Here is a 22,549-nt window from a genome sequence, read left to right as displayed (position 1 = left end):
GTGGTCAGTTCTCCTTGTTCAGCGTGCCGCTCAGGCGCTCGACGCCGCGCAGCAGTGCAGAGTGGTCCAGGTGGCCGTCGCCGTTGGCGCGGGCCGAGGCGACCAGCTGCGCGATCAGCGAACCGGCCGGGGTCACCAGGCCGGCCTCACGGGCGGCGGTGGTGAAGATGCCCATGTCCTTGTGGTGCAGGTCGATTCGGAAGCCCGGGGCGAACTCGCGGTTGGCCATCTTCTCGCGCTTCTGGTTCAGCACGGCCGAACCGGCGAGGCCGCCGCCGAGCACGTCGAGGGCCGGGCCCAGCTCGACGCCGTAGGCCTCGAGGAAGACCACGGCCTCGGCCAGCGCCTGGATGTTGGTGGCCACGATCAGCTGGTTGGCCGACTTCACGGTCTGGCCCGCGCCATTGGTGCCCACGTGCACGACGGTCTTGCCGACGGTGTCCAGGAACGGCTTGGCGGCCGCGAAGTCCTCGGCCGAACCGCCGACCATGATCGACAGGGTGGCGTTGACCGCACCCGGCTCGCCGCCGGAGACCGGGGCGTCGATCAGGCGGAAGCCACGCTCGGCGGCCTGCTTGGCCAGCTCCTGGGTGACATCCGGGCGGATGGAGGAGAAGTCGATGATCAGCGCGCCGGGCTCGGCGGTCTCGAAAACGCCCTTCTCACCGGCGAGTACGGCCTGCACGTGCGGGGAGTCCGGCACCATCACGGCCACCACGTCCGCGCCGCGCACGGCGTCGGCGATCGAGGTGACGGCGCGGCCGCCGGCGTCGACCAGCTTCTGCGCGTTGGACGGGTTCAGGTCGAAGCCCTTGACGGTGTGGCCGGCGTTCTGCAGGTGGACGGCCATCGGGCTGCCCATGATGCCGAGGCCGATGAAAGCGATATTGCTCATGATCAGTTCCTAAGTCGTTGTGTGGGAAAGTCTTCGGTGATTACTTGGCGGCGCGGCGCTCGCGCGGGAGCCAGGCGAAGCTGTCGAGGGTCGCGCCGGACGGCTTGTACTCGAGGGCGGCCCAGCCGTGGTAGCCGTTGGTCTGCAGGGCGGTGAGCTGCGCCTCGATCGGAAGTTCGCCGGTGCCGGGCTCATTGCGGCCCGGGTTGTCGGCGATCTGTACGTGGGCGATGCGCGCGGTGTGCTCGGCGATCACCTTGTCCACGTCGTCGCCGTTCACAGCGAGGTGGTAGAGGTCCGCGAGCAGGCCGATGTTCGAGACACCGGAGTGCGCCTGCACCTTGTCGATGACGCCGAGGCAGTCGGCGGCGGTCAGCAGCGGGTAGCGGGGCGCGCCGGAGACCGGCTCCACCAGGATCGTCGCGCCGATGCGGGCGGCGGCCACGACGGCGGCCGAGAGGTTCTCGACGGCCAGCTCGTCCTGCTGCTCGGCGGTGGCGTCATCGACCCGGTTGCCGTAGAGCGCGTTGAAAGCCTTGATACCCAAGCGCTCTCCGATACCGACGGTGACGTCGATGTTGTCCTTGAACTCCGCGGCACGCGCGGGCCACGACACCAGGCCGCGGTCGCCGCCGGGCATGTCGCCGGCGAAGAAGTTGAGGCCGATCAGCTGCACGCCGGCGTCCTGCACGGAGGTGACGAACGCGTCCACGTCCCGGTCCGAGGGCACGGCTTCGGCGAAAGGCCACCAGAACTCGATGGCGTCGAAGCCGGCGGCCTTGGAAGCGGCGGCGCGCTCCAGGATCGGCAGCTCGGTGAACAGCAGCGAGCAGTTCACGGCGTAGTTCAGCGAGTGAGTCATTGGAATCCCTCCAGTCGTTTCCGCAGTGCTGTGACCAGCAAGTCTGCTTGATTTTCCGCATTGCGGAAATGTTTTTCTGGGATATGGAAATGCTAATGCTCCCAGAACAATCCCGTCAAGGAGTTCCGGGAGCTACTAGCCAGTACGGCGATATATGTTCCGCGCCGCGCCGATTCAGCGAATGTCGTCCTCGAGACGATCGCCGAGTTCGTCCTTCGCGTCGTCGGCGGCCGCGAACACCGAAGCGCCGGGCTTGTTTCCACGCTTGAACTCGTTGAACGCCAGGTTCAGCACAATGGCCGCGATGGCCGTCGCCGAGATGCCGGAGTGCATGACCACCCCGATGCCGGTCGGGAACTTGTCCCAAAATGTCGGTGCGGCAATGGGAATCACGCCCACTCCGACCGCCACGGCCACCAGGACCATGTTCAGGTTGTCGGTGAAGTCCACCCGCGCCAGCGTACGAATACCGCTCGCCGCAACGGAACCGAACAACACGATGCCCGCGCCGCCGAGGACGGGATACGGAATCCCGGCCACCACCGCGCCGACCACCGGGAACAGGCCCAGCAGTGCCAGCACCACACCGCCCGTGGCGACCACGAAGCGGCTCTTGATGCCGGTGAGCGCCACCAGCCCCACATTCTGCGCGAACGCGCTGCACGGGAAGCTGCCGAAGATCGGCGCCACACCCGAGGACAGCATGTCGGCCCGCAGACCGGCCGCCACCCGCTTGGAATCGGCTTCGGTACCGACGATTTCGCTGATGGCGAGCACGTCGGCGGTGGTCTCCACCATGATCACCAGGATCACGATGGTCATCGAGACGATCGCGCCGGCCTGGAAGGTCGGGCTGCCGAAGTGCATGATCGGCGGCAACGCGAAGATGTCGGCCTTGCGGACCCCGGAGAAGTCGGTGTGGCCGGTCGCCGCCGCGATGATCGTGCCGATCACCAGTCCGATGAGAATCGACAGCCGCGAGATCGCGCCCTGGAACAGGCGGCTGATCACCAGGATGATCACCAGGGTCAGGCCCGCGAAGCCGATATTGCCCATCGAGCCGTAGTCGGCGGCCTTGGCGTTGTTGCCCATCGCCCACCGGAATGCGGTGGGCAGCAACGAGAGTCCGATCACCGTGATGATCGTTCCCGTCACCACGGATGGGAAGAAGCGGACCAGTTTCGCGAAGAAACTGGAGAGGACGAGGCCGATCGCACCGGCGACGATGATCGCGCCGAAGACCGGCCGCAGCCCGCCCTCCTGCGCGATGGTGACCATCGTCGAGACGCTGACGAACGAAATGCCCTGCACGATCGGCAATCTGGAGCCGACCGGCCCGATGCCCAGGGTCTGTAGCAGTGTCGCCAGGCCGGAGACGAACAGGCCCGCCGTCACCAGCAGTGCCATGTCCGACGCCGAGAGCCCGGCCGCACCTCCCACGATGAGCGGCGGTGCGATCACACCGCCGTACATCGTCAGGATGTGCTGAGTTCCGTAGACCAGGGACTGCCAGAGCGAATAACGCTGGTCCTCTGGACGAGTCACGGTCACTTCCACGCGGCTATGGCTATCACCCATCGCCGCACCTCCTACTAACTGTACGAAGAAGAACTCAGCGCGGTGCTGGTCAGCAAAAGCCCGGAATCGCGGTCCACGCGTTACCGGCGTCGCGCGCGTCGTCACGCTCGACGGTGGCCTCGATGAGGCCGTAGGGACGATCGGCGGCGATGAAGACCTCACCCGGGTTGTCCAGGGCGAAGGGGCTCAGGTCCACCAGGAAGTGGTGCTTGTTCGGGGCCGAGAACTTGATCTCGGCGACCTCGGTGAACTGCTCGAGCACCGCGCGGCCCATCGAGTAGAGGGTCTGCTGCAGCGCGTAGGAGTGCACCACCGCGAACTGGCGCAGCAGCACCTTCAGGATCGAGTCGTAGGTCTTGTCCCAGTCGACATCGGTGTGGTTGTAGCGCCACTGGGCCACCAGCGAGGTCGCCATGATGCGATCGTTGGTCGGCTGCAGGGTGGTGTACTTGTCCTTGAAGAAGCCGTGGAACTCCGAGCCGGTGCTCTTGAGGAGTACGAGGTCCTTCACGCCGGACACGATGTGCGCCACGCGATCCGGGCCGACGCCGTCGACGTTGGCCACGGTGGTGCGGATGCCCTGGTTGGACTTCACGAACGAGTGATCGTGCGGCTGGCCGTCGACCTCGATGCGATCCCAGGAGTACTCCTCGACCTCGATGCGCGCACCGGTGGCGGTGGGGGCCCGGGAGATGAAGTGATCCGCGAGGGTGAGGGCGTACTCCTCGATGGAGTGGATGCCCTTCTCCTTGGCGAAGGCGAAGGCGGTGTTCTTCTGGGTGTCGGTGGGCAGCACGTCGGCCTGGTCACCGGTGATGTGGGCGTCGGAGAACTCACCGCGCAGCGAGGTCGAGACGTTCAGATCGCGGATCTGGTGGCGCGGGGTGTCGCGGTAGACGCGCACCACGCGGTTCTCGGCCTTGCCGTACTGGTTCTGTCCCAGCTTGATTGCCATGTGAGTTCAGCTTCCTCGGTAGGTGGAATAGGCGAAGGGGCTCATGAGCAGGGGCACGTGGTAGTGCTCGCCCGCTTGTCCGGCGACCTTGAAGGTGATCGAGACCGTCGGATAGAAATAGGTCTGATTCGTTGCGGCGGCATAGCTTTCGATGTCGAAGGTGAGGCGGTAGTGACCGGCCTCGAGACCCTCGGGGCCGAGATCCTTGATCCGGCCGTCGTCATCGGTCTTGCCCTCGGCCACGACCCGGACCTCCGGGCCGACCTGTTCGAGTCGCACCTCGACGCCGGCCGCGGGCTTGCCCAGCGCGGAGTCGAGGATGTGCGTCGTAATGGTGCTCACGCGTCGAATACCTTTCGCAGGCGGAGAACGGCGATCTTGCGGAGTTCCTCGGCGACCACTTTCGCCTCGGTCTCGTCATCGTTGGTGAGGCGCTGGTTCAGGCTCGCCAGGATCTGCTCGGCCGACAGGCCGGTGGCGCAGATCAGAAAGACCTTGCCGAACCGCTGCTCGTAGGCGAGGTTGCCCTCGAGCAGCTGCGCGGCCACCGACTCGTCCTGGCTGACGCCGGACTGCTCCTGACGCGACCACGCGGAGTGGGTGTCGCTGCCCTGGACCCGATCGCCGATGCGGGGGTGTGCCGAGAGTGCGCGGTCCACCTCGGCGCCGGACAGGCCGGCGGCGAGTTCGCTCGCCCGGGCCAGCAGGCTGTCGATGTCCGCGTAGGGCCGGTCCGCCAGCACGCCGTCGGCCCAGGTGGGCGCGTCACAGCAGGTCAGCAAGTCCGGCCGGAGTTCTTCACCGGCTGTCGAATTGAATTCGACCAATGTCACCATTGGCGCTACCTCTCTCGGATAACGGAAGGGTGATTCCGCTCCCGTGAAGAGTGTCACGGGCCACAGGGCTTCGTCAACATTTTGTTGAAAATATACGGAAACCGCTGGTCACAGCGTTCAACAAGCAGGCTTGCCGACGAAGATCAAGAGCCTTGGGCGGCCGGCGTGCCAGTTGCCAGAGCGTTGCTCACGCGGGATTTGAACAGCTGGTTCAGGACCAGGGCGGTCAGGCAGCCCGCGCTGATGCCCGACGCCAGGATGATCGAGAACGGGCCCGGCAGACCGGCGTAGAACGACGGGGCCACGGTCGGGGTCATGCCGATGAACAGCGAGACGCCGACGATCAGCGAGTTGATGGGATCGGTGAGATCGGCCTTGGCCAGGGTGCGGATGCCACTGGCGGCGACCGTGCCGAACAGGACCAGACCGGTGCCGCCCAGGGCGGGCTTGGGTACCAGCTCCACCACCGCGCTCGCCACCGGGAACAGGCCCAGCAGCACCAGCAGCCCGCCGCTGACCGCCACCACGAAGCGGCTGTACATCCGAGTGAGCGCGACCAGGCCGACGTTCTGCGCGAAAGCGCCGCAAGCGAATCCGCCCATCACCGAGGCCAGCATGGTGCCGACGCCCGCGGCCCGCAGACCGCCCGCGATGTGCTGTTCCTCGGCCGGGCGATCCACGATCTCGCCGAGCGCGATCATGGTCGCGGTCGATTCGGTCATGACCACGAGCATCACGATGCACAGCGAGACGATCGCGCCGATCTCGAACTGGGGCGCGCCGAAATGCCACGGCGGAATGAACCCGATCAGCGCGCTGCCGCGCACCGGACCCGTATCCAGCAGTCCCAGTGGCCAACCCAGCAGCGAACCCGCGATCAGACCGATCAGCAGGGCCAGCTGACGGCCGAAGCCCTTCAGGAAGCGGTGGCACAGCAGCACGACCACCAGCGCGAACGCGGCGTCGGCCAGATTCTTCAGCGGCACGTGCGCCTCGCCCATGGCCCCCTCGCCCGCACCGCTGATCCAGCCGAGCGCGACCGGCAGCAGCGACAGGCCGATCAGCGAGATGACCGTGCCGCCGACGATCGGCGGGAAAAACCGGTGCAGCCGCGAGAAATACGGGGCCGCGAACACGGCCATGGCCCCCGCGACCAGGGTGGCGCCGAAGATGATCGGCAGCGCCCGGCCCGGGGCGTCCTTGGCGATGGCCAGGATCGGGCCGACCGCGGCGAAGGAGCCGCCGTTGATCAGCGGCAACCGCGCGCCGAACTTCCACCAGCCCAGCGATTGCAGCAGGGTGGCGAGGCCGGCGGTGAACAGGCTCGCGGTGATGAGCATGACGGTCTCGCCGGTGCTCAGGCCGACGGCCGCGCCGACGATCAGCGGCGGTGCGACGACACCGGCGACCATCGCCGCGATGTGCTGCAGACCGCCCGCGATCAGCTGGAACGGCGGGGGAACGACATCGACCGGATGCTTCTCGAGCTCGACGACGGTGCCGGACGCCACGGAGACGGATCCCTCACCGAGGTCTGCCGTGCGGTCGGCGGGCTCGGCCGGGGACTCTGGGTCGGAATGGGGTGCGGCGGGGTCGGAATGGGGTGCGGCGGGATTGGATTCACTCACAGCAGGTCCGGTCCCCCCGCGGCTGATCCGCTGTGACCGACAGGTCTGCCGCCCACGCATTTCGGCTCGGCTTCGAGCCGCGTTCGCTCAACGTCTCCATTGGCGCTACCTCTCTCGGACAGCGGAAGGATCATTCCGCTAGACGAGAACAGTGGCACGGGCCACAAAGCAGGGTCAACAATCCGTTGAATATATATCTGTCGGCCGAACGGGCCGCCCGGGCGTGCGGGAGCACCGCGGGCGGCCGCGGGCCCTCAGGCCCGTTCGCGGTTGAGGTAGTTGTAGACCGTGAAGCGGGTGACGCCCAGCGCCGCCGCGACCGTCTCCGCGGACTTGCGGAACGTGAACGCGCCCCGCTCTTCCAGCAATCGCACGGCACGCTGCTTGTCGGCGCGCGGCAGCTCTGTCAGCGGACCGCCCAGTTCGGTGGCCACCTCGTCGAGGATCTTGTCGAGACCGGCGAGCGGGTCCGGTTCGGGGGCGCCGAAGCGCACGCAGGCCAGGGTTTCGCCCTCCCAGACCACCGGAATGTCGTCGGCGGTGGCCTTTTCGGGGTCGACCAGTCGGCCGCCGGTCTTCTCCAGAATCGGGGCGAGGGTCACCAGTACCGGATGGGCCGTGCCCGGCGAACGTTCAGTCATCCTGCTCGACCTGCATCGTTACTCTCGTCGCGCCGTGCGCGAAGGCGGTCACCATGATCTGGCCCAGCACCGGCAGTAGTTTGTCGTCCGTCCCCGACACCGAGGTGCCGAGCGGACCGAAATCGCATTCCAGACCGGCCGATTCGGCGAGGTCGAGGGCCGCCACCGCATGCGGCGGCGCCTCCCCTTCGCCGTGGAACGGTTCGGTCGTGAACTCCGCGCGTAGCCGCATGGGCGTCAGGCTACTATTCCGGCATTCGGAAAATGAAGGAGGACCGGGAGTGCCCGCAGTCAAGGGGCCCAAGGCCGGTGCCGGGGGCGTGCAATCCATCGAGCGCGCATTCGGTTTGCTCGAGCTGATGGCCGACGAGGGCGGCATGATGGGCCTGTCCCAGCTGGCCGCGGAATCGGGCCTGCCGCTTCCGACCATTCACCGCCTGGTCCGCACCCTGGTGGATCTGGGCTATCTGCATCAGGAGCCGTCGCGCAAATATGTGCTGGGGCCCAAGCTGATCAAGCTCGGCGAGAGCTCCTCGCAGATGCTGGCCGTACTGGCCCGCCCGCATTTGCAGCGCCTGGTCGACGAGCTCGGCGAGTCCGCGAACATGGCCATGCTCGACGGCGATCAGATCGTGTATGTGGCGCAGGTCCAGTCGCGTCATTCCATGCGCATGTTCACCGAGGTGGGCCGCCGGGTCCTGCCGCACTGCACGGCCGTCGGCAAGGCGATTCTGGCCGGCTCGCCGCCGGAGCTGACCCGGGAACTGCTGGCGCGCACCGGAATGCCGCGCTACACCGACAGCACCATCACCACGCCGGAGGAATTCGCCGCGCAATTGGATGTCGCCGCGCGCGTCGGCTACGCCATGGACGAGGGCGAACAGGAGCTGGGCGTGCGATGCGTGGCCGTCGCGGTGCCGAAAGCCCCTGCCCGCCTGGCGATTTCGGTGTCGGGGCCGGTGGGCCGAATGACCGAGGAACTCATCGAGCGGGCCGCGCCGCTGCTGACGGAGATCGCCGAATCACTGTCCGACGATCTGCGCTGAGCCGCTCAGGCATCGATCTCGAGATCCGAGGCCGGGACGGCCTGGCAGGGCAGACACGCGTCGTCGTCCAGGTGGGCGGTGTCCACGAAGTGGCCGACGGAACCGCTGCGCACGGTGCACAGGCAGCTCTCGCACTGGCCGACACGGCAACCGCTGCGCAGCGCCAAGCCGGACTTCTCGGCGAACTCGAGCAGAGTGCCGTCGCGTTCGGTCCAGGTCAGCTCGCGGCCGGAGCGGGTGAAACGCACGCTGTAGCGGGCATTCTCGGGGACTGCGAGGGTGCGGGCGGGGGTGGCGAAGCGTTCGGAGAAGATCTCCCAGCCGGGTACGCCGCGCTCGCGCAGCTGCGCGGTGACGGTGGACAGCATGGCGGCGGGACCACAGAGGTAGAACCGGGCACGGCGCGTGAGCAGGCCGGAGTAGACGTCGGCGGCGCGGATGCGGCCCGCGATATCGAAATCCAGGCCGATGCGGTCCTCAGGCAGGGGACGCGAGTAGTGGGTGACGATGCGCAGTCGCGGACCGAGCGCGGTGGCGAGTTCGTGCAGTCGGTCTCGGAAGGAATGGTGGGCGGAATTGCTTACGCCGTAGTGCAATACGATCTCCGGCACCGTGCCGCCGGTGGCGGCCAGGGTTTCGAGGTATGACAGGAACGGCGTGAGGCCGATGCCGCTCGCCAGCATCACCACCGGGTGGTCGCAGTCGGTGGGGATGCGGAAAGATCCGGTGGGGCAACCGACTTCGACGCGATCGCCGGCGCGAAGGTCGTTGTGGACGTAGCCCGAGAACGCGCCGCCCGGTACGTGGCGGATGGCGAGCCCGTAGCCGTCACGGTCGGCCGCTGTCGCCGGACCGGTGAGGGAATAGCTGCGGGTGATGGGCAGGGCCGTGCCATCGCCGGGCGGCGTAGAGGCGTGCAGTGTCAGATGCTGACCCGGGCGGTAATTCGGCAGCGGCGCACCGTCTTCGGGGACCAGTCGCAGCGCGCGCACCTGCGGGCCGGCCGCGTCGACAGCCGCGACCGTGAAAGTCCGGGTGCCCTCCCATTCGGGTTCCACGGGTACGGGCGCGATCTCACAGGTGAACGACCGCAGGGGCACCGAGCCCGACACCGGGTCGGTGTGCTCGTCGTCGACGAGCAGGTTGTAGTTGCTGCCGTCGGCCGTCACCGGGTCCGCGCCGGGCAGTCCGAGATCCGAATTCGATTGCCACCAACCGTATTCGGCGACTACGACGCCCGGGTGCAACGAGGCGTCCAGGCGAGCCCGCAGCCGGACGCTGCCGAGCCGGGTCGACACGGTCACCCACCGGCCGTCCGTGATGCCGCGTGCGGCGGCGGTTTCCGGGTTCAGGTCCACGCGGGGGTGGGGTGAGCGGCGGCGCAGGGAGTTGAGGTGCCGGTGCTGGCTGTGGCAGAAGTATCCGTTCTTCGCGCAGGTCAGGACCAGCGGGAAGGCGGCATCCGGCGCGGCGGGCGCGGTGTACTCGGGGACGGGTGAATAGCCTTGGGCGGCAAGCCTTTCGCTGTAGAGATCCACCCGGCGGGTCGGTGTGGCGAATCCGGCGGTCTCGTATTTACGGCATTCGCGCGGCAGCGGAATCCGGACGCCGCCGGTCTGGGCGCGCAGTTCGGCGGCGGTACGGCCGAGCGGCGCGAGCTGATGATTCCAGGCCGCCTCGATATCGCCGTCGAAGAACAACTCCCCCATGCCCATTCGGGTCGCGAGGTCGAAGACCACGTCCATGTCGGAACGAGATTCGCCGATCGGATCCACGATGCGGGACCGCAGTTGCACGTGTTCCTGTGCGCGGTGGCTGGATTCGAAGCCGACGCGCAGCGCCTCGTGCTCCCACGAGCTGTTCACCGGAAGCAGATAGTCGGCGTAGCGGGCGGTGGGGTTTTCGAACAGGTCCAGGTGCACCTGGAAGTCCAGTGCCTCGAGAGCGCGGCTAGTGCGCGTCGAATCAGGTTGGGACATCAGCAGATTGGCCCCGAAGCCGACGAGTGCGCGTACCCGGTACGGTTCGCCCTCCAGGACCGCTCGGCACAGGTCGCGTGCCGTGACCCAGCCCTGCGCGGGCGGGCCCAGCGGACGTTCGGCGAGGCCCAGGGTCTTGGCCCGCTGTCGCGGCGAGAGCTGGCCGATCCGATCCGAGACGACGTTGACCGGCGGTTTCGGCAACACCACATTGCCGCCGGGCGCGTCGAACGAGCCGGTGAGCGCGAACAGGGTGGCGATGGCCCGGTCGGTCTGGGTCGCATTGGCATGCTGGCCGATTCCGGTCCACCCGTAGTAGGACACCGATTCCGCGTGCGCGATCTCGTCGGCGAGCGCGGCGATACAGTGCTCGTCGATCCAGGTTTCGCGTGCCACGCGAGCCAGCGGCCACTCCCGGCAGGCGCGGACGTAATGATCGAAAGCCGTTGCGCAATCCAGGATTCCATCACGGGTGACGATCCGATGGGTGCCGTCGAGGGCGAATCGTTCCGGTGCGGGGGCGGCGAATTCGGTGTCGTAGCGGACGGGCTCGCCCGCCACCGCGTCCCAGGCGACGTACCCGGTGGCGCCCGGCCAAAGGTCCGCGACACGCAGGAATCGCCCGGTGTCCGGACGGACCAGCAGCGGCGCGTTGGTCCAGGCACGCACGAAACGCTCGTCGTAGCCGCGAGTCTCGATCAGTCGACCGGCCAGTCCGAGGGCCAGTGCCGCATCCGTGCCGGGGCGCACCCGCAACCAGTGCTCCGCACCCGAGGCCGAGGTCGACTCGCGCGGATCGATCACCGCCAGCCGGGCCCCGCGCGCCCGCGCCTCGGCCAGGTCCGCCGACTGCGCCAGCCACGTCTTGGCCGGGTTGAAACCCCACAGCACCGCCAGATCGGTGGTCGCGTAGTCCGGAACCGGCAGGCCGGCGCCGAAGGTGAAGGCGTGCGCGGCATCCTTGTGCCAGTTGCAGATCTCGGTGCTGTACACGGTGTTGGGGCTGCCGAAGCCGTGGACGAAACGCTCGATCCATTCGGTGCTGTCCGACAGCGAGGTGCCCGAGGGCGTCGCGAGCGCGAAGGCCACCGACTCCGGCCCGGATTCCCCGGCGAGGGCGGTGAGCCGCCGGGCGATATCGGTCAGTGCCGTCTCCCAGGAGACCGGCTCCCACCCGGGGTCCGGGTCGGTCTTCGGGCGAGTGCGGCGCAGCGGAGTGGTCAGTCGGCGGGTGCTGTGCACGATCTCGGGGGCGGCGCGGCCCTTGGGGCACATGGCCTTGCCGGTGGGGTGGTCGGCGTCGGGCCGGGCTCCGGTCAGGCGGCCGTTCTCGACGGTGTAGACGGCGCCGCACCGCGACTTGCAGAGCGTGCAGTAACCGGCGATTTCCACGCACCCAGTCTAGGATTCCGGCCGTTCGCGACGACCGGGACTTTTGCCCTCGTTTCTCCGCAGCAATCTCACCGGCGGTTCACCGCCGATTACCAGGAAGCGGAGGCGTAATCGACCCCATACAGGTCGCGAAAACTCGCGGACCAGGCAATTCGAAAAGGATTCCGCCATGACGACCCCCGCACCCGGCGTCGGCCCGGACGAGCCGCGAACCACCGAGATCCCGCCGGCCGAACCGGCACCGGCAACCGAACAGCCACCGGCACCGATCCGGCCGGCCAACAATATCGGCTGGGCCGTGGCGTCCCTGCTCTTCTTCTGGCCGTTGTCGTTCTCCGCATTCACCCACGCCTTCAACGTGTTTCCGCTGTGGACGGAGGGCGACGTCGACGGCGCGCGTCACGCCTCGCAGCGCGCCCGCTATCTCGGCATCCTGTCGCTCTGCATCGGCGGCGCGTTGTTCGTGATCTTCGCCGTCCTCTACCTCGGGTTCATGCTGCTGCTCATGCACCACGGTCATCACGGCCATCACGGCAACTGGGGCGGTCCGGGCCCGCGCATGCGGCGCGGCTGACCCGCCGGGCCCGGGAAGGAAAGCCCCTGGGCCTCATCCTCTTTCAGATTGGCGGAATCTGCACACATCCGGACGGGCACTCGTTTCGAATCCAGCTGCGATAGGCATCGATGTTTCGGAATGAGGTTCCCTATGGGCACACAGCCGCCCACCCGCCCGGTTCGTCCGTTCTCGCGCCGGGTGACCGGATTCGCGCTCGCCGCGGTCCTGCCCCTGACTCTCGTCACGCTCGCCGCCGCGCCCGCCCTGGCCGATGAGCCGCCCGCCGCGGTGCAGCCGGCCACCGATATCCCCGACTCCCAGATCCACATCGGCACCGTCCAGCTCGAGCAGCCGGTCTGGCTCACGGCCGAGCAGACCCAGCAGATCAATGCCGCCTCCGCGGGCGCGGAAACCGCCCTGACCCAATCGCTCGAAGCCGCCGGCCTCGACCCCGCCCGCGCCACCCACATCGCCAAGGCGGTCATCGGCGACGCCGCGGTGGGCGCGGCCGTCGGCGCCACCGCCGCCGCCCCGATCGCCTCCACCGGCGCGGTCATCGGCGTGGTCAGCGGGCTCATCGCGGGTCTGCCCTTCGCCCCCATCGGCCTGGTCATCGTCCCCGTCGTCGGCGCGGCGCTCGGCTACGCGATGGTCGCGGCGCCCTTCGCCGCGCTCGGGGCGGGGGTGGGTGCGGCAGTCGGCGCGGTCGACGGTGCCACCGGTCCGATCCCGGGGACAAATACGCCGTGAACCCGTGACCAGCGGTTAGGCTGACTCCGACACCCGGGTCTCGACGCAGGTCGGCCGAGAGGAGTTAGCGATGAGCGCCGAAGATGCCGCCGCACCGGTCATGGCCGGTGACCTCTCGGGCATCGTCGGGCGACACCTTATCTACGCGTACGACAACGGCTGGAAATACGAGCTCTACGTACGCAATCCGTACACGGTCGCCTTTCGTTGCCTGCAAGGTCCCATGTTCGGCCGCTGGTCCACCGAGCAACCGGTCAAGATGATCCAGCTCGGCGGCGACCAGTACAAGATCGCGTGGGTGGAGCCGACCGGCACGGTCACAGTGCTCATCGCCTGGCTCGGCGGCCGCAGCGTCCACACCACCATCTGCTACCCCCAATGGATGCTCGACTTCCCCGAAAGCACTCTCGGCCGCTACCAGGACAACCTCGACCAGATCATCGCCGAACGCGACCGGGGCCCCACCTACCCCCAGGCCCTCGTCGCCTCCACCGGCCGCATCACCTACCTCGCCATCCGCGACCTCGACGACGACACCGTCATCGACTGTCCCCCGGCCAAACTCCCCCTCGGCTACGCCGACCGCACCAACTGATCACGCCGACCCGGCCGATCCGGTCATCAGGTCGTAGCAGTAATCGACCCAGGAACCGATGAAGCGGTCCTCGTCGACGCCGAGCGGCGACTGGCCGTACGTCCATCGGCAATGGCAGTAGTTGAACACCGCGCCGATCATGATGGCCGCCGACGCCTGCGGATCCCGCGACGGATGGCTGGTCTCGGCCGCCCAGCGCGTGGTGAACTCGACGGCGGCCAGATGAGCGGCATCGATGAGATGGACGCGGCAGCGGTCGCGCAGCTCGGGAAAGCGGTCGCCGTCGCGTTCGACCACCCGGAACAGATCACGCTGCTGCTCGATCGCGCCCAGCAACCAGCGGCACACCAGCGTCAACTCCGAGCGCAGGTCGCCCAGCGGCAGCAAGCCGAGTACGGCGGCCTGCCCCTGCTCGGTCTCTCGGATGTGGTTGTCCACCGCTGCGGCGAGCACTCCTTCTTTGGAGGGGAAGTGCCGATAGAAGCCGCCGCCGCGGGCAGCCAGCCCCGCGTCGCCCTCGATATCGCCGACCGTGGTCCCCGCGAACCCCTTGTCCGCGAACAACTTCAGCGCCGACCGCATCAGCCGCTCCCGCGTCGAACCGCCTGTTCTGTCTGTCGCAGGTGCGTCCATCCGGTCATTATTACTCCCCGCCTCACCCCTGCAATCACATGCATTGACCATGCAATCAATTGATTACTAGAATCAGCGAACGATTACTTCTCGGCACAGGGGATTGCCATGACCAAGCAGAATCTGACCGCGACCATCGCCATCGACGCAGCGCCGCAACAGGTCTGGAGCGCCGTCTCCGACCTGCGCCGCATGCCGGAGTGGAGCGAGCAGTGCCGCCTGATGCGGCCGTTGGGCACCGTGCGCGAAGGCGCTCGCACCCTCAACATGAACCGGCAGGGCTGGAAATACTGGCCCACCACCTCGCGCATCGAACGCTTCGAACCCGGCCGCGTCATCGCGTTCCGCACGCTGAGCAACAACAGCGTCTGGTCCTTCGAAATCACCCCGACCCCCACGGGTTCGACATTGACCCACCGCCGCACCGTCCCCCCGTCCGGCACAACCTGGATCTCCCGCACCATCGTCGAACACCTCCTCGGCGGAGAGGAGCCCTTCGATCTCGAAATGGTGGCGGGCATGCAGGCGACGATCGCGAGAATCAAGTCGGCAGTGGAGCTTTCGCACGTCTCCTGAACCGCGTGGCGGATCGGCCGATAGGGTGAGCCCATGGCCGATACGAATGAAGTTCCAGGCGAGCAGATCGAAGGCGCCGCCGAGTCGCCGGAGGAGGCGACCAAGCGGAAGTTCCGGGAGGCGCTCGAACACAAGAACGGCCAGGCGGCGGCGAGCGGCGCGTCCCACAATTCGGGCAAGGTGCGGGGCGCGCACGCACAGGCGGGCGGCAAGCGCACCTTCCGGCGCCGGGCGGGCGGCTGACAGGTGTCCGGGAGCATAGTTGTCCGTGGCGTCGGCGGGCGTTCCCGGCGCCACGAAGCTAGGTTGGCGTCATGGCACCCTTGGGAACCACCGGCCTCGACATCTATCCGCTGTGCCTGGGCGGGAACGTTTTCGGCTGGACCGCGGATCGGGAGCAGTCCTTCGCCGTGCTCGACGCGTTCGCGGCGGCGGGCGGCAATCTGATCGACACCGCCGACGCCTACAGCGCCTGGGCGCCCGGCAATTCCGGCGGTGAATCCGAGACCATTCTCGGCGAGTGGATGGCCGCCCGCGGCAACCGCGACACCATCCACATCGCCACCAAGGTGGCCAAACTGCCCGCCCGCCCCGGCCTGAGCGCCGCCAATATCCATGCGGCCGTCGATGATTCACTGCGCCGCCTGCGCACCGACCACCTCGACATCTACTACGCCCACCACGACGACCAGACCGTCCCCCTCGCCGAAACCCTGGGCGCCTTCGACGAATTGGTCCGCGCCGGCAAGGTCCGCCACCTGGGCGCATCCCAGTACACCGCCCCGCGCCTGGGCGAGGCCCTCGCCATCTCCGACCGCGAGGGCCTGGCCCGCTACGAAGTCGTGCAACCGCAGTACAACCTGATGGACCGCACCGTCTACGAAGGCGACCTCGCCGACCTGTGCGTCCGCGAAAAACTGGCCGTCCTCCCCTATTACGGCCTCGCCATGGGCTTCCTCACCGGCAAATACCGCCCCGGCACCACCGACCCCACCGACGCTAGCCCCCGCGCCGCAGGCGCCCGCCGCTACCTCGATGCCCGCGGCCTCCAAGTCCTGTCCACCCTCGACGAAGTGGCCGCCATCCACTCCGTCCCCGTCGCAACCGTAGCCCTCGCCTGGCTCCGCGCCCAACCCGCCATCGCCGCCCCCATCGCCAGCGCCCGCACCCCCCACCAACTCTCGGCCCTCCTCGCCTCCGCCGACCTCACCCTCACCCCCACCGAAGTAACCCGTCTCAACGCGGCCTCCCAATGACCCGCCCCCAACCCCGCCGCCCCGCCCGCCCAGCCCGTCCCTTCCGCCCCCGCCTCCTCTACGTGATCCTCGGAGTCCTCGCCCTCCCCATAGTCTTCGGCTTCGGCGCCCTCCTCCTGATCATCCTTCTCGCCGGACACAGCACCGGCGACAACTCCACCCCACCCCACCACTCGTCGGTCCCAGCCATCAGCCAGCAGACCACCCCGGCCCCCACCACCAGCCGGCGCACCTGCTACCCCTTCCAACCGGACTGCTGATCGCCGATCGCTACTGGGACGCGGACGAGTCGTGGTTGTATTCCGCGACAGAGCCGAGCAACGCGGCGGTGGCTGTTCGATAGAGCGTCGATTTGACGTGGCCGAGAGCAGGTCCCGCGGTATGGGCGAGGCTCTGCGCGTACTCCACGGCGGACCGCAACACGTCGTCCTCCCCGGCGACCGAGTCGACCAAGCCCGCCGCCAACGCCTCGGCGCCACCGTAGCGATGCCCGGTGACCAGGGCCCGCCGAGCCAGCGGCAACGGCAGCTGCGCCTGCGCCAACTCCACCATCCCGGGGGCGTAATTGACACCCAACGTGACGCCGGGAAAACACACATACCCGCGATCACCCCGCATGACTCGATAGTCGTGCGCAACCGCCAGAAAGGCACCCGCCCCATAGGCGTGGCCGTTGATCGCAGCGACCGTCGGCATCGGCAAGGTGACGATCCTCGCGAACAACCCCAACAGCCGCCCCACATTCTCATTGATCCGCTCAGGGTGCGCCGCAGCCCATTCCACATCGAACCCCGTGGAGTAGAACTTCCCCGCCCCCACGGTCACCAGCCCCCGAGCCCCCGAACTCCCCTCAACCCGATCGAGCAGATCCTCCATCCCACGAACCCAATCCGGATGAAACCGATTCTCACCCTCCCCCTCCCCCCGCTCCCCCAAATAGGCGACGAACACCTGACCCTCTTGCTCCAAGTACGGCATCCCATGAAGGTATCCCAGCAACGAAAAAGCCTCCCACCTGCAAGGCAGGCGAGAGGCCTTTGGTGGACGTGTTGGGATTCGAACCGTTCCGAGGTGCTGAAAGATTCTGTCTACCAGACATTTTGGATCGTTCTGGATACCGCAGATCGCCCGTGATCGTTATGGCGGGCACTTGTCAGCTCCAATCCGGACCGGTACCGGCGACTGTGCGCAGCTCACGCAGCAGATGGCCAGTCACATCCGATTCTGCGAACACCTGTGAACACTAACCGGGTTCTGTCACTGCCGCGTCACGGAGAGGCTGAATTCAGCCCACCGCCCGAGAGAGGCGAGACGAGATGGACAGCGGACACCAGTACTTGCAGCACTCGGATGGATCGTGGTCGATCGTCGGCCGCGACGGATGGCCGGTCGATCCGGAGACCTACGCCGCCGAGCTAGCCGAGTTGGAGGCCGATGTCGAATCGCTCGAAGGGCTCGCTGTCCAAGTGATCGACGTCGAACCGATCAGCGTTCGCGATATCCCCGAGCGGAAGGAGCTGCCGCGGTGACCGGCGGCGGGTGGGTGACCTTCGGGTGGGTGATGGTGTTCGTGCTGCCCTCGGCCGTCGGGCTGGCGGCGATCTTCTGGCCCGAGCGCATCCCGAAAGATCGCACGGTCCAGGCGATCCAGCGGCGGATCGAGGATGAAGACGATCCGCCGCCGCTCGCATGGTCGCTGAGGCTCCGTCACGAACGTCCGGTGTAGCGGCCGACGGCCAAGCCTGGTGACGTTCTGCCGCTTCGGCTCTGCCGCAACGGCCTAAGTGACCTTGCCGCAGAATGGCGACACCAGTGGTCTGCACTCCGCCCCGAGGCGCGAAGGCTCGACCTTCGGCGGCACGCCCCACACCCTAGACCGGCCGCCAGCCCACCATCGCAGATGCAAGGCCGACCCTAGATCGACCCAACGCAACCGATCCCGCCGAATAAACAGCAAGATTTCAAAACTCGGGAAATTGGCGCATCAATGAGGTGATCTCATCAACTTCGGTGTGTGCTTGAGGGATTCGGGCATTCGGGAGTTTCGGGACTTGCCCGGTCATGGGCGTGGAGTCCCAGGTAGACCGGTTTTCTCCCACAGAATTCCGATGCCTGAAGGACTCCACGTGATCGCCTATCGTGCCATGCTCGACGTGTCTCGGGAGCTGGTCTGCCATGTTTCGCGGTTGCTGGCCGCCCAACGGCGAGCCCGGGGCACCCGCCGCGGTGCCCGGGCGCTGACACCGTTTCGGCAGGCGATGTTCGTGCTGGCCTGGTTCCGTAAACGCGAGGACATCGCGGTGCTCGGTGCCGGTTTCGGTATCAGCCGCTCGACCGCCTCGACCCTCGCCGACGCCGGATACGACGGCGCCGGGATCGGGGTGCACACCCCGGTCAAACAGCCCAGCGACGGCCGCGACCTCGATATCGACACCCGCACCCGGAACGCTCTGCTACGCGGGCTGCGCTGCCTGGCCGAACGCGGCTTCGCCCTGCTCACCGGACGCTGGCGCGCCCTGCACCACTTCACCACCAGCCCCGAGAAAATCGGCGACATCGTCAAAGCCGCACTCGTCCTCACCCATTTCGAACACGGCCGACACCAATGAAAGTCGCTGAGATCACCTCAGTGAGCTGTCCCCCGGGTCACAAATTCTTCGAGGTGCCGACGCCTCGACACGCCGAGGACTCGCGGCGGCGGTCATCGGGGGTGAAAGATCAACGCCCGCAGCGCATGTCAGTGACGGACAATTGGCGTGGATGGTCAGCGGCGTACCGGTGTGGGCGGTGTGCAATGCCGCTATTACCGGATTACTGCGGTGTGTACGCACCTACGCGAAGGACCCTTCGATGCACGATCCGTACCCCATTCCCTTGCTCGCGGTGAACATCCACACCGCCGGCGGCGCCATTGTCGTGACCGCGACCGGCGAAATCGACCTCAACTCCGCGCCGGTACTCGAGCGGGCACTGCGCGAGGTTCTGGCACAACATCCGGAGACGGTGGTGGTGGATCTGTCCGCGGTCAGCTTCCTCGGAACGACCGGGATCGCTGTGCTGCTCACCGCCGCCCAATCCTGCCGACAGCCGATGCGGCTCGTGCCTTCCTACCCGGCGCGACGCCCGTTGGAAGTCACCGGCGCGGCGCAGTTGTTCATCCTGTACGAAAATCTCGACCTCGTCACAGAACCGACGCGCAACCAGGCCATACGGACATCCGTGATCGAATCGTAGACGGCGCCGAACCGGCCGTGCGCCCGGCGCGCACGGCATATCCCTGTGATCGTGGCGGAGCCTGCCCAGGCGGGTGGGAACACCGACCGGTGGTCGTCCCAGCCGGTGCAGACTCCGCCCGGCACCCACACCGGCGGGGGCGGATTCCCTGGAGCGTCCCCCGCGTTCCATGCCTGCGGGCCGGCCCGGTCACCGGGAGGATGAACAGGGGCGGGGGTCCGGCCTCTCGGTCGCGGTTCGTGAGATTGGCGCCATCAGTCTGAGGGAACCGCACGACGAAGTCCCCTTGTCCGCGCGCGCGGCTCGCGGCCGCACACCAGCATCGGCGATCAGCGCCTCAGCGTCGGCGGTGACGCTCGCTCAGCCGGTGAGGCGGTGCGTGAACTCACGGGGCGGTGGTGTCGAGCTGGGCATCTCGAGGGCAGCGGTCGCGGCAGATAAGTAGCGGCCCAGCCGGGTTGGCCGGATGGGTCCGGCTTTGACCATCAGGTCGCTTACCTCACAGCCGGAGGCGGCCAGATGCGCCAAGCCCGAATGGCGCAGGTTGTGAAGTTTCCACCCTGCGCCGCGCCCGTCGGTCACGGTCTCGAGGACGTGGCGGGCTTGGTTGTACGAGAGTCGAGCGCGACCGGTCTCGGGAGACACGTCAGTTGAGGGGAGCACCCGGCTGCGGCGGCCACGCCGATGTGTCACGAACAGCGGTCCTCGGGTGCGGTCACCGATCAGAAGGGGAAGAAGCGCGGCGGTCCGTGGCCCCCACGCCACGGCACGGGCTGCGGCGTGCTCGCCGCTGCGCCCTGGCGCCGGGCATCGACGCTCGGGCAACTCGAGCGTCTCGATATCGACAGCGAGCAACTCGCGGGGATGGGAGCAGGTCTCGAAGATCATCCACCACAGTGTCTTCTCCCGCAGATGGACATCTGTGCGGGAGGTGAGCGCGTCCAGTGCGGCGGCGGAGACCGCAGCTACCGGCAACAGGGGCGGCGTTGCGCGCCGTAACTGTCGCGGCACCGTGGGGCATGGCCATCCCTGGTCATCGCACCATCGCAGCCATGCGCCGACCGCCGCCCGGCGCGCATTCCAGGTGTTGACAGAAGCCTTGGCCCACAACGACTCCAGCGCGTGACCGACCTCGGCCGATGTCAGCGTCGCCAACGGTCTCTCCCGGTGCGGGCCCTCGGTTGTGTCGATGCGCTCGATGGTGCGCAAGACAGCGATACGGTAAGCGCGGACGGTATTCGGCGACTCGAGCGAGTCGAGAAATTGCTCGGCGGCCGCGCGTACGGTGAGGACCGGAGGCACACCCACCTGCATCGGTTCCTGGGTCACCGAGGATTGCTCCCCACGTCGGTGCCGACCCGCCACGGCGTGCAGCCCCTGTTCAACGGAGCCGGAAACCGCTCGCCCGGACGCGCGGGCAACACTCCGCGCACCATCGCGGCATCGATCTGAGGCTGCGTGAGGGTCGTCGCGCCGATCGCCTCGAAGCGCCAGGCGTTGCCGGACGAGTCGCACTGCCACCCGGTCGGATCGATCGCGTACACGCGACGAACACGACGATCCACGACGACCACCGCGTACTGGGCGTCATGACGCACACTCGGGCCCAACCGCCACCAACCGCGATCATTGTCGTATCTGCTCTTGGACGACTGCGGCACCGCGTCGGGCCAGGGTTGAGAGATGACCAGCGCTACCGCGGCGTTGGTTTCGGTGCGCCGCCAGCGGTCATAGGCCTCCGCGCGCCCCAAACCGGTGACCGAGGCGATATCGCCGAGATCTGCCGCATGGTCGAGGGCGGTTTCCGCCGCCACCGCCATCCATGCCTGTATTTGCTCGGCCACGACAGCACACACTCCGGCAACACTCAATTGCAATTCGCGAACTTCCGCCGGATCGAGACTGTCAGCGAGGTAGCGGGCACATCCTCCGCTACCGCTACTCGCTCGTTCGGCAGCGGTTACCACCAATTCGAACAATGCATGCGACAACAGCAGTCTTTCTCCGGACTGCAATTCCCTGGCAAAACCCGTTCCATAGCCGGAATCGGCGACCCGTAGATAATCCATGCCGAGATAATATAGCGAGATGTTTGCCAACTGGGGACATTTTATCGCAGTGATTCTCCTCGAAAAAGTTTCGCCGCTTTTGTCGGTTATGGTGCGTTAGTAACGTATATTCGGCAGGTTTGGGGTCTGAAACGGGGAGCAAGTTGAAATATAGGGGCAACGGGTGTGTATCGGGTTGCTTCTACGCTGGGGGTGTCCGTAATGATTCTGTGCCGGTTAACAGGATGGGACACATCGGCGATCTTCGGCCATGTCAGCGAACATCGCGGTATCGGGCATTTGTTCCGGCGGCGCGTCGGCCTGGACAGCATCCGCTCAGCATTCGTTTCCGGGCAGCAACGAAAGCGCCGTGCCGTGGGTGGTGCCCGCGTCGTACGTCATCGGCATCGAGTTCGAGGGCGATATCGCTCGTGCGATCGGCTTCTATTTGGAATCCAACGGTTTGTCGGGGCCCCGGCTGGTCTGTCCTGGCGGGTACTCGGTGATTCATCTCGCAGTCGGGTCCAGCTCCGCGCCAGCGGCGATGGGATACATAGCGAGTATTGGAGCGGTCGTTCACCGCGATTTGGCCGTGATCGCCGCCGATCGTGACTGGGTCTTGCTGGCCGGCGGGCGGGCGTGGATCCCGCCGGCGGTCGCCCTGGCCGCAGCGGTGCGCGCGGTAACCAGACCTGGTGACCAGCCCCTGAAGGCACCTCGCCGTGCGTCATGGGCGCGCCTTGGCGGGGGCACCCCGTCCGGCCGGGGACCGGATCTACTACCTGAACAACCTGGTCCGCGAACTCGCCACCGAACCGCGGCAGGACTGGCCTGCCTGCGACGCGACACGAAAATGTCAGTGCGCGAGAGACATCGAAATGTCAACTGGCTCTAGCTGGCAATAGCCTGCGGTCAGTCGCCGAGGACGAAGAATGATGTCTGGACCCGCAGGATGTGGTCGGCGCGTTCCTGTTCGTAGCGTTGAAGGATCTCGGCGTACTTCTTGCGTTTAACAGCCGCATGTTGGCGGGGTCTTCGTCGAGACCGCATTCGAGTGCCAATTCCGCACACTCGCGCAGGGCGGTGTCC

At 67.2% G+C, this 22,549-nt stretch carries 26 protein-coding genes; 12 read left to right on the top strand and 14 right to left on the bottom strand.

The features are described 5' to 3' along the window. Window positions 1-4: 4 nt before the first annotated feature. The 9 genes from D7D52_RS32585 to D7D52_RS32545 all read right to left on the bottom strand — a co-directional run bounded on the left by D7D52_RS32585 (window position 5) and on the right by D7D52_RS32545 (window position 7,627). Window positions 5-895, bottom strand: coding sequence for a 2-hydroxy-3-oxopropionate reductase (locus D7D52_RS32585; protein WP_120742561.1), 891 nt, complete (start codon window positions 893-895; stop codon window positions 5-7). Window positions 896-935: 40 nt separating this feature from the next. Continuing rightward, the gene (locus tag D7D52_RS32580; protein ID WP_120742559.1) at window positions 936-1,757 is read right to left on the bottom strand and encodes a hydroxypyruvate isomerase family protein; all 822 of its coding nucleotides are present in this window, start codon (window positions 1,755-1,757) and stop codon (window positions 936-938) included. 174 nt (window positions 1,758-1,931) lie between these two features. After that, the gene (locus D7D52_RS32575) at window positions 1,932-3,440 is read right to left on the bottom strand and encodes a nucleobase:cation symporter-2 family protein (protein ID WP_246023465.1); all 1,509 of its coding nucleotides are present in this window, start codon (window positions 3,438-3,440) and stop codon (window positions 1,932-1,934) included. Continuing rightward, the gene (gene pucL / locus D7D52_RS32570) at window positions 3,385-4,290 is read right to left on the bottom strand and encodes a factor-independent urate hydroxylase (RefSeq protein ID WP_120742556.1); all 906 of its coding nucleotides are present in this window, start codon (window positions 4,288-4,290) and stop codon (window positions 3,385-3,387) included. The genes D7D52_RS32575 and pucL overlap by 56 nt, the downstream gene beginning before the upstream one ends. A 6-nt stretch (window positions 4,291-4,296) precedes the next feature. Then, window positions 4,297-4,641 (bottom strand): hydroxyisourate hydrolase, encoded by a 345-nt coding sequence (uraH, locus tag D7D52_RS32565; protein ID WP_222932948.1) that lies wholly within the window; start codon window positions 4,639-4,641, stop codon window positions 4,297-4,299. Then, window positions 4,629-5,126: a 2-oxo-4-hydroxy-4-carboxy-5-ureidoimidazoline decarboxylase gene (gene uraD / locus D7D52_RS32560; protein ID WP_222932715.1), complete on the bottom strand. Its 498-nt coding sequence runs from the start codon at window positions 5,124-5,126 to the stop codon at window positions 4,629-4,631. Before uraD ends, uraH begins: the two co-directional genes overlap by 13 nt. 143 nt (window positions 5,127-5,269) lie before the next feature. Beyond that, complete coding sequence (locus D7D52_RS32555; protein ID WP_222932714.1) at window positions 5,270-6,754, bottom strand: nucleobase:cation symporter-2 family protein; 1,485 nt, start codon at window positions 6,752-6,754, stop codon at window positions 5,270-5,272. A 254-nt stretch (window positions 6,755-7,008) separates the two neighbouring features. Then, entirely contained in the window at window positions 7,009-7,395 is a 387-nt protein-coding gene (locus D7D52_RS32550; protein ID WP_120742550.1) for a helix-turn-helix domain-containing protein, read from the bottom strand. Then, entirely contained in the window at window positions 7,388-7,627 is a 240-nt protein-coding gene (locus tag D7D52_RS32545; RefSeq protein WP_120742548.1) for a thiamine-binding protein, read from the bottom strand. The genes D7D52_RS32550 and D7D52_RS32545 overlap by 8 nt, the downstream gene beginning before the upstream one ends. A 49-nt stretch (window positions 7,628-7,676) precedes the next feature. Between D7D52_RS32545 and D7D52_RS32540 the strand changes: the two genes are divergently transcribed. Next, window positions 7,677-8,441, top strand: coding sequence for an IclR family transcriptional regulator (locus D7D52_RS32540; RefSeq protein WP_281279148.1), 765 nt, complete (start codon window positions 7,677-7,679; stop codon window positions 8,439-8,441). A 5-nt stretch (window positions 8,442-8,446) separates the two neighbouring features. Here the strand turns inward: D7D52_RS32540 and D7D52_RS32535 are convergent, their stop codons facing one another. Then, window positions 8,447-11,812 carry a molybdopterin-dependent oxidoreductase gene (locus D7D52_RS32535; protein WP_120742544.1) on the bottom strand — a complete coding sequence of 1,122 codons (3,366 nt, stop codon included), beginning with the start codon at window positions 11,810-11,812 and terminating at the stop codon, window positions 8,447-8,449. A 169-nt stretch (window positions 11,813-11,981) separates the two neighbouring features. Between D7D52_RS32535 and D7D52_RS32530 the strand changes: the two genes are divergently transcribed. The 3 genes from D7D52_RS32530 (at window position 11,982) to D7D52_RS32520 (ending at window position 13,713) form a co-directional block, all read left to right on the top strand. Then, on the top strand, window positions 11,982-12,386 hold the full coding sequence (locus D7D52_RS32530; protein ID WP_120742542.1) for a CD225/dispanin family protein: 405 nt from the start codon (window positions 11,982-11,984) through the stop codon (window positions 12,384-12,386). Window positions 12,387-12,518: 132 nt separating this feature from the next. Then, window positions 12,519-13,118 (top strand): hypothetical protein, encoded by a 600-nt coding sequence (locus D7D52_RS32525; protein WP_120742539.1) that lies wholly within the window; start codon window positions 12,519-12,521, stop codon window positions 13,116-13,118. A gap of 70 nt (window positions 13,119-13,188) precedes the next feature. Continuing rightward, window positions 13,189-13,713, top strand: coding sequence for a phenolic acid decarboxylase (locus D7D52_RS32520; protein WP_120742537.1), 525 nt, complete (start codon window positions 13,189-13,191; stop codon window positions 13,711-13,713). Here the strand turns inward: D7D52_RS32520 and D7D52_RS32515 are convergent, their stop codons facing one another. Then, a complete protein-coding gene (locus tag D7D52_RS32515) occupies window positions 13,714-14,295 on the bottom strand; it encodes a TetR/AcrR family transcriptional regulator (RefSeq protein WP_162958703.1) in 582 nt (193 codons plus the stop codon). 159 nt (window positions 14,296-14,454) lie between these two features. On the opposite strand from D7D52_RS32515, the gene D7D52_RS32510 reads away from it, so the two are divergent. The 4 genes from D7D52_RS32510 (at window position 14,455) to D7D52_RS32495 (ending at window position 16,438) form a co-directional block, all read left to right on the top strand. After that, on the top strand, window positions 14,455-14,922 hold the full coding sequence (locus tag D7D52_RS32510; protein WP_120742533.1) for an SRPBCC family protein: 468 nt from the start codon (window positions 14,455-14,457) through the stop codon (window positions 14,920-14,922). Between the two features lie 33 nt (window positions 14,923-14,955). Then, window positions 14,956-15,165 (top strand): DUF5302 domain-containing protein, encoded by a 210-nt coding sequence (locus D7D52_RS32505; RefSeq protein WP_120742531.1) that lies wholly within the window; start codon window positions 14,956-14,958, stop codon window positions 15,163-15,165. 71 nt (window positions 15,166-15,236) lie between these two features. Next, the gene (locus D7D52_RS32500; RefSeq protein WP_120742529.1) at window positions 15,237-16,178 is read left to right on the top strand and encodes an aldo/keto reductase; all 942 of its coding nucleotides are present in this window, start codon (window positions 15,237-15,239) and stop codon (window positions 16,176-16,178) included. Continuing rightward, window positions 16,175-16,438 (top strand): hypothetical protein, encoded by a 264-nt coding sequence (locus tag D7D52_RS32495; RefSeq protein WP_120742527.1) that lies wholly within the window; start codon window positions 16,175-16,177, stop codon window positions 16,436-16,438. The genes D7D52_RS32500 and D7D52_RS32495 overlap by 4 nt, the downstream gene beginning before the upstream one ends. A 10-nt stretch (window positions 16,439-16,448) precedes the next feature. Here the strand turns inward: D7D52_RS32495 and D7D52_RS32490 are convergent, their stop codons facing one another. After that, window positions 16,449-17,129, bottom strand: coding sequence for an enoyl-CoA hydratase/isomerase family protein (locus D7D52_RS32490; protein WP_120744642.1), 681 nt, complete (start codon window positions 17,127-17,129; stop codon window positions 16,449-16,451). A gap of 365 nt (window positions 17,130-17,494) precedes the next feature. On the opposite strand from D7D52_RS32490, the gene D7D52_RS32485 reads away from it, so the two are divergent. The 4 genes from D7D52_RS32485 (at window position 17,495) to D7D52_RS32470 (ending at window position 19,412) form a co-directional block, all read left to right on the top strand. Then, entirely contained in the window at window positions 17,495-17,707 is a 213-nt protein-coding gene (locus tag D7D52_RS32485; RefSeq protein ID WP_120742525.1) for a hypothetical protein, read from the top strand. Further along, window positions 17,704-17,904 (top strand): hypothetical protein, encoded by a 201-nt coding sequence (locus D7D52_RS32480; protein ID WP_120742523.1) that lies wholly within the window; start codon window positions 17,704-17,706, stop codon window positions 17,902-17,904. The genes D7D52_RS32485 and D7D52_RS32480 overlap by 4 nt, the downstream gene beginning before the upstream one ends. A 400-nt stretch (window positions 17,905-18,304) precedes the next feature. Then, complete coding sequence (locus D7D52_RS32475) at window positions 18,305-18,787, top strand: transposase family protein (protein WP_425464587.1); 483 nt, start codon at window positions 18,305-18,307, stop codon at window positions 18,785-18,787. A 241-nt stretch (window positions 18,788-19,028) separates the two neighbouring features. Further along, window positions 19,029-19,412, top strand: coding sequence for an STAS domain-containing protein (locus D7D52_RS32470; protein WP_162958702.1), 384 nt, complete (start codon window positions 19,029-19,031; stop codon window positions 19,410-19,412). A gap of 360 nt (window positions 19,413-19,772) precedes the next feature. Here the strand turns inward: D7D52_RS32470 and D7D52_RS32465 are convergent, their stop codons facing one another. Together D7D52_RS32465 and D7D52_RS38220 are read right to left on the bottom strand one after the other, a co-directional pair. Continuing rightward, on the bottom strand, window positions 19,773-20,741 hold the full coding sequence (locus D7D52_RS32465; RefSeq protein WP_120742519.1) for a tyrosine-type recombinase/integrase: 969 nt from the start codon (window positions 20,739-20,741) through the stop codon (window positions 19,773-19,775). Beyond that, window positions 20,738-21,511, bottom strand: a complete 774-nt coding sequence (locus D7D52_RS38220) for a hypothetical protein (RefSeq protein WP_162958701.1) — start codon at window positions 21,509-21,511, stop codon at window positions 20,738-20,740. The genes D7D52_RS32465 and D7D52_RS38220 overlap by 4 nt, the downstream gene beginning before the upstream one ends. Between the last annotated feature and the right edge of the window lie 1,038 nt (window positions 21,512-22,549).

Origin of the sequence: Nocardia yunnanensis, assembly GCF_003626895.1 — a bacterium.
GTDB classification, from domain to species: Bacteria; Actinomycetota; Actinomycetes; order Mycobacteriales; family Mycobacteriaceae; genus Nocardia; species Nocardia yunnanensis.
This window is presented reverse-complemented; position numbering and strand designations above follow the sequence as displayed.

What these genes read in the sequence shown, in the direction of transcription:
- D7D52_RS32585 (WP_120742561.1), bottom strand. Translation starts at nt 895, where the DNA reads ATGAGCAATATCGCTTTCATCGGCCTCGGCATCATGGGCAGCCCGATG.
- D7D52_RS32580 (WP_120742559.1), bottom strand. Translation starts at nt 1,757, where the DNA reads ATGACTCACTCGCTGAACTACGCCGTGAACTGCTCGCTGCTGTTCACC.
- pucL (WP_120742556.1), bottom strand. Translation starts at nt 4,290, where the DNA reads ATGGCAATCAAGCTGGGACAGAACCAGTACGGCAAGGCCGAGAACCGC.
- uraD (WP_222932715.1), bottom strand. Translation starts at nt 5,126, where the DNA reads ATGGTGACATTGGTCGAATTCAATTCGACAGCCGGTGAAGAACTCCGG.
- D7D52_RS32550 (WP_120742550.1), bottom strand. Translation starts at nt 7,395, where the DNA reads ATGACTGAACGTTCGCCGGGCACGGCCCATCCGGTACTGGTGACCCTC.
- D7D52_RS32545 (WP_120742548.1), bottom strand. Translation starts at nt 7,627, where the DNA reads ATGCGGCTACGCGCGGAGTTCACGACCGAACCGTTCCACGGCGAAGGG.
- D7D52_RS32530 (WP_120742542.1), top strand. Translation starts at nt 11,982, where the DNA reads ATGACGACCCCCGCACCCGGCGTCGGCCCGGACGAGCCGCGAACCACC.
- D7D52_RS32525 (WP_120742539.1), top strand. Translation starts at nt 12,519, where the DNA reads ATGGGCACACAGCCGCCCACCCGCCCGGTTCGTCCGTTCTCGCGCCGG.
- D7D52_RS32520 (WP_120742537.1), top strand. Translation starts at nt 13,189, where the DNA reads ATGAGCGCCGAAGATGCCGCCGCACCGGTCATGGCCGGTGACCTCTCG.
- D7D52_RS32515 (WP_162958703.1), bottom strand. Translation starts at nt 14,295, where the DNA reads ATGCGGTCGGCGCTGAAGTTGTTCGCGGACAAGGGGTTCGCGGGGACC.
- D7D52_RS32510 (WP_120742533.1), top strand. Translation starts at nt 14,455, where the DNA reads ATGACCAAGCAGAATCTGACCGCGACCATCGCCATCGACGCAGCGCCG.
- D7D52_RS32505 (WP_120742531.1), top strand. Translation starts at nt 14,956, where the DNA reads ATGGCCGATACGAATGAAGTTCCAGGCGAGCAGATCGAAGGCGCCGCC.
- D7D52_RS32500 (WP_120742529.1), top strand. Translation starts at nt 15,237, where the DNA reads ATGGCACCCTTGGGAACCACCGGCCTCGACATCTATCCGCTGTGCCTG.
- D7D52_RS32495 (WP_120742527.1), top strand. Translation starts at nt 16,175, where the DNA reads ATGACCCGCCCCCAACCCCGCCGCCCCGCCCGCCCAGCCCGTCCCTTC.
- D7D52_RS32485 (WP_120742525.1), top strand. Translation starts at nt 17,495, where the DNA reads ATGGACAGCGGACACCAGTACTTGCAGCACTCGGATGGATCGTGGTCG.
- D7D52_RS32470 (WP_162958702.1), top strand. Translation starts at nt 19,029, where the DNA reads ATGCACGATCCGTACCCCATTCCCTTGCTCGCGGTGAACATCCACACC.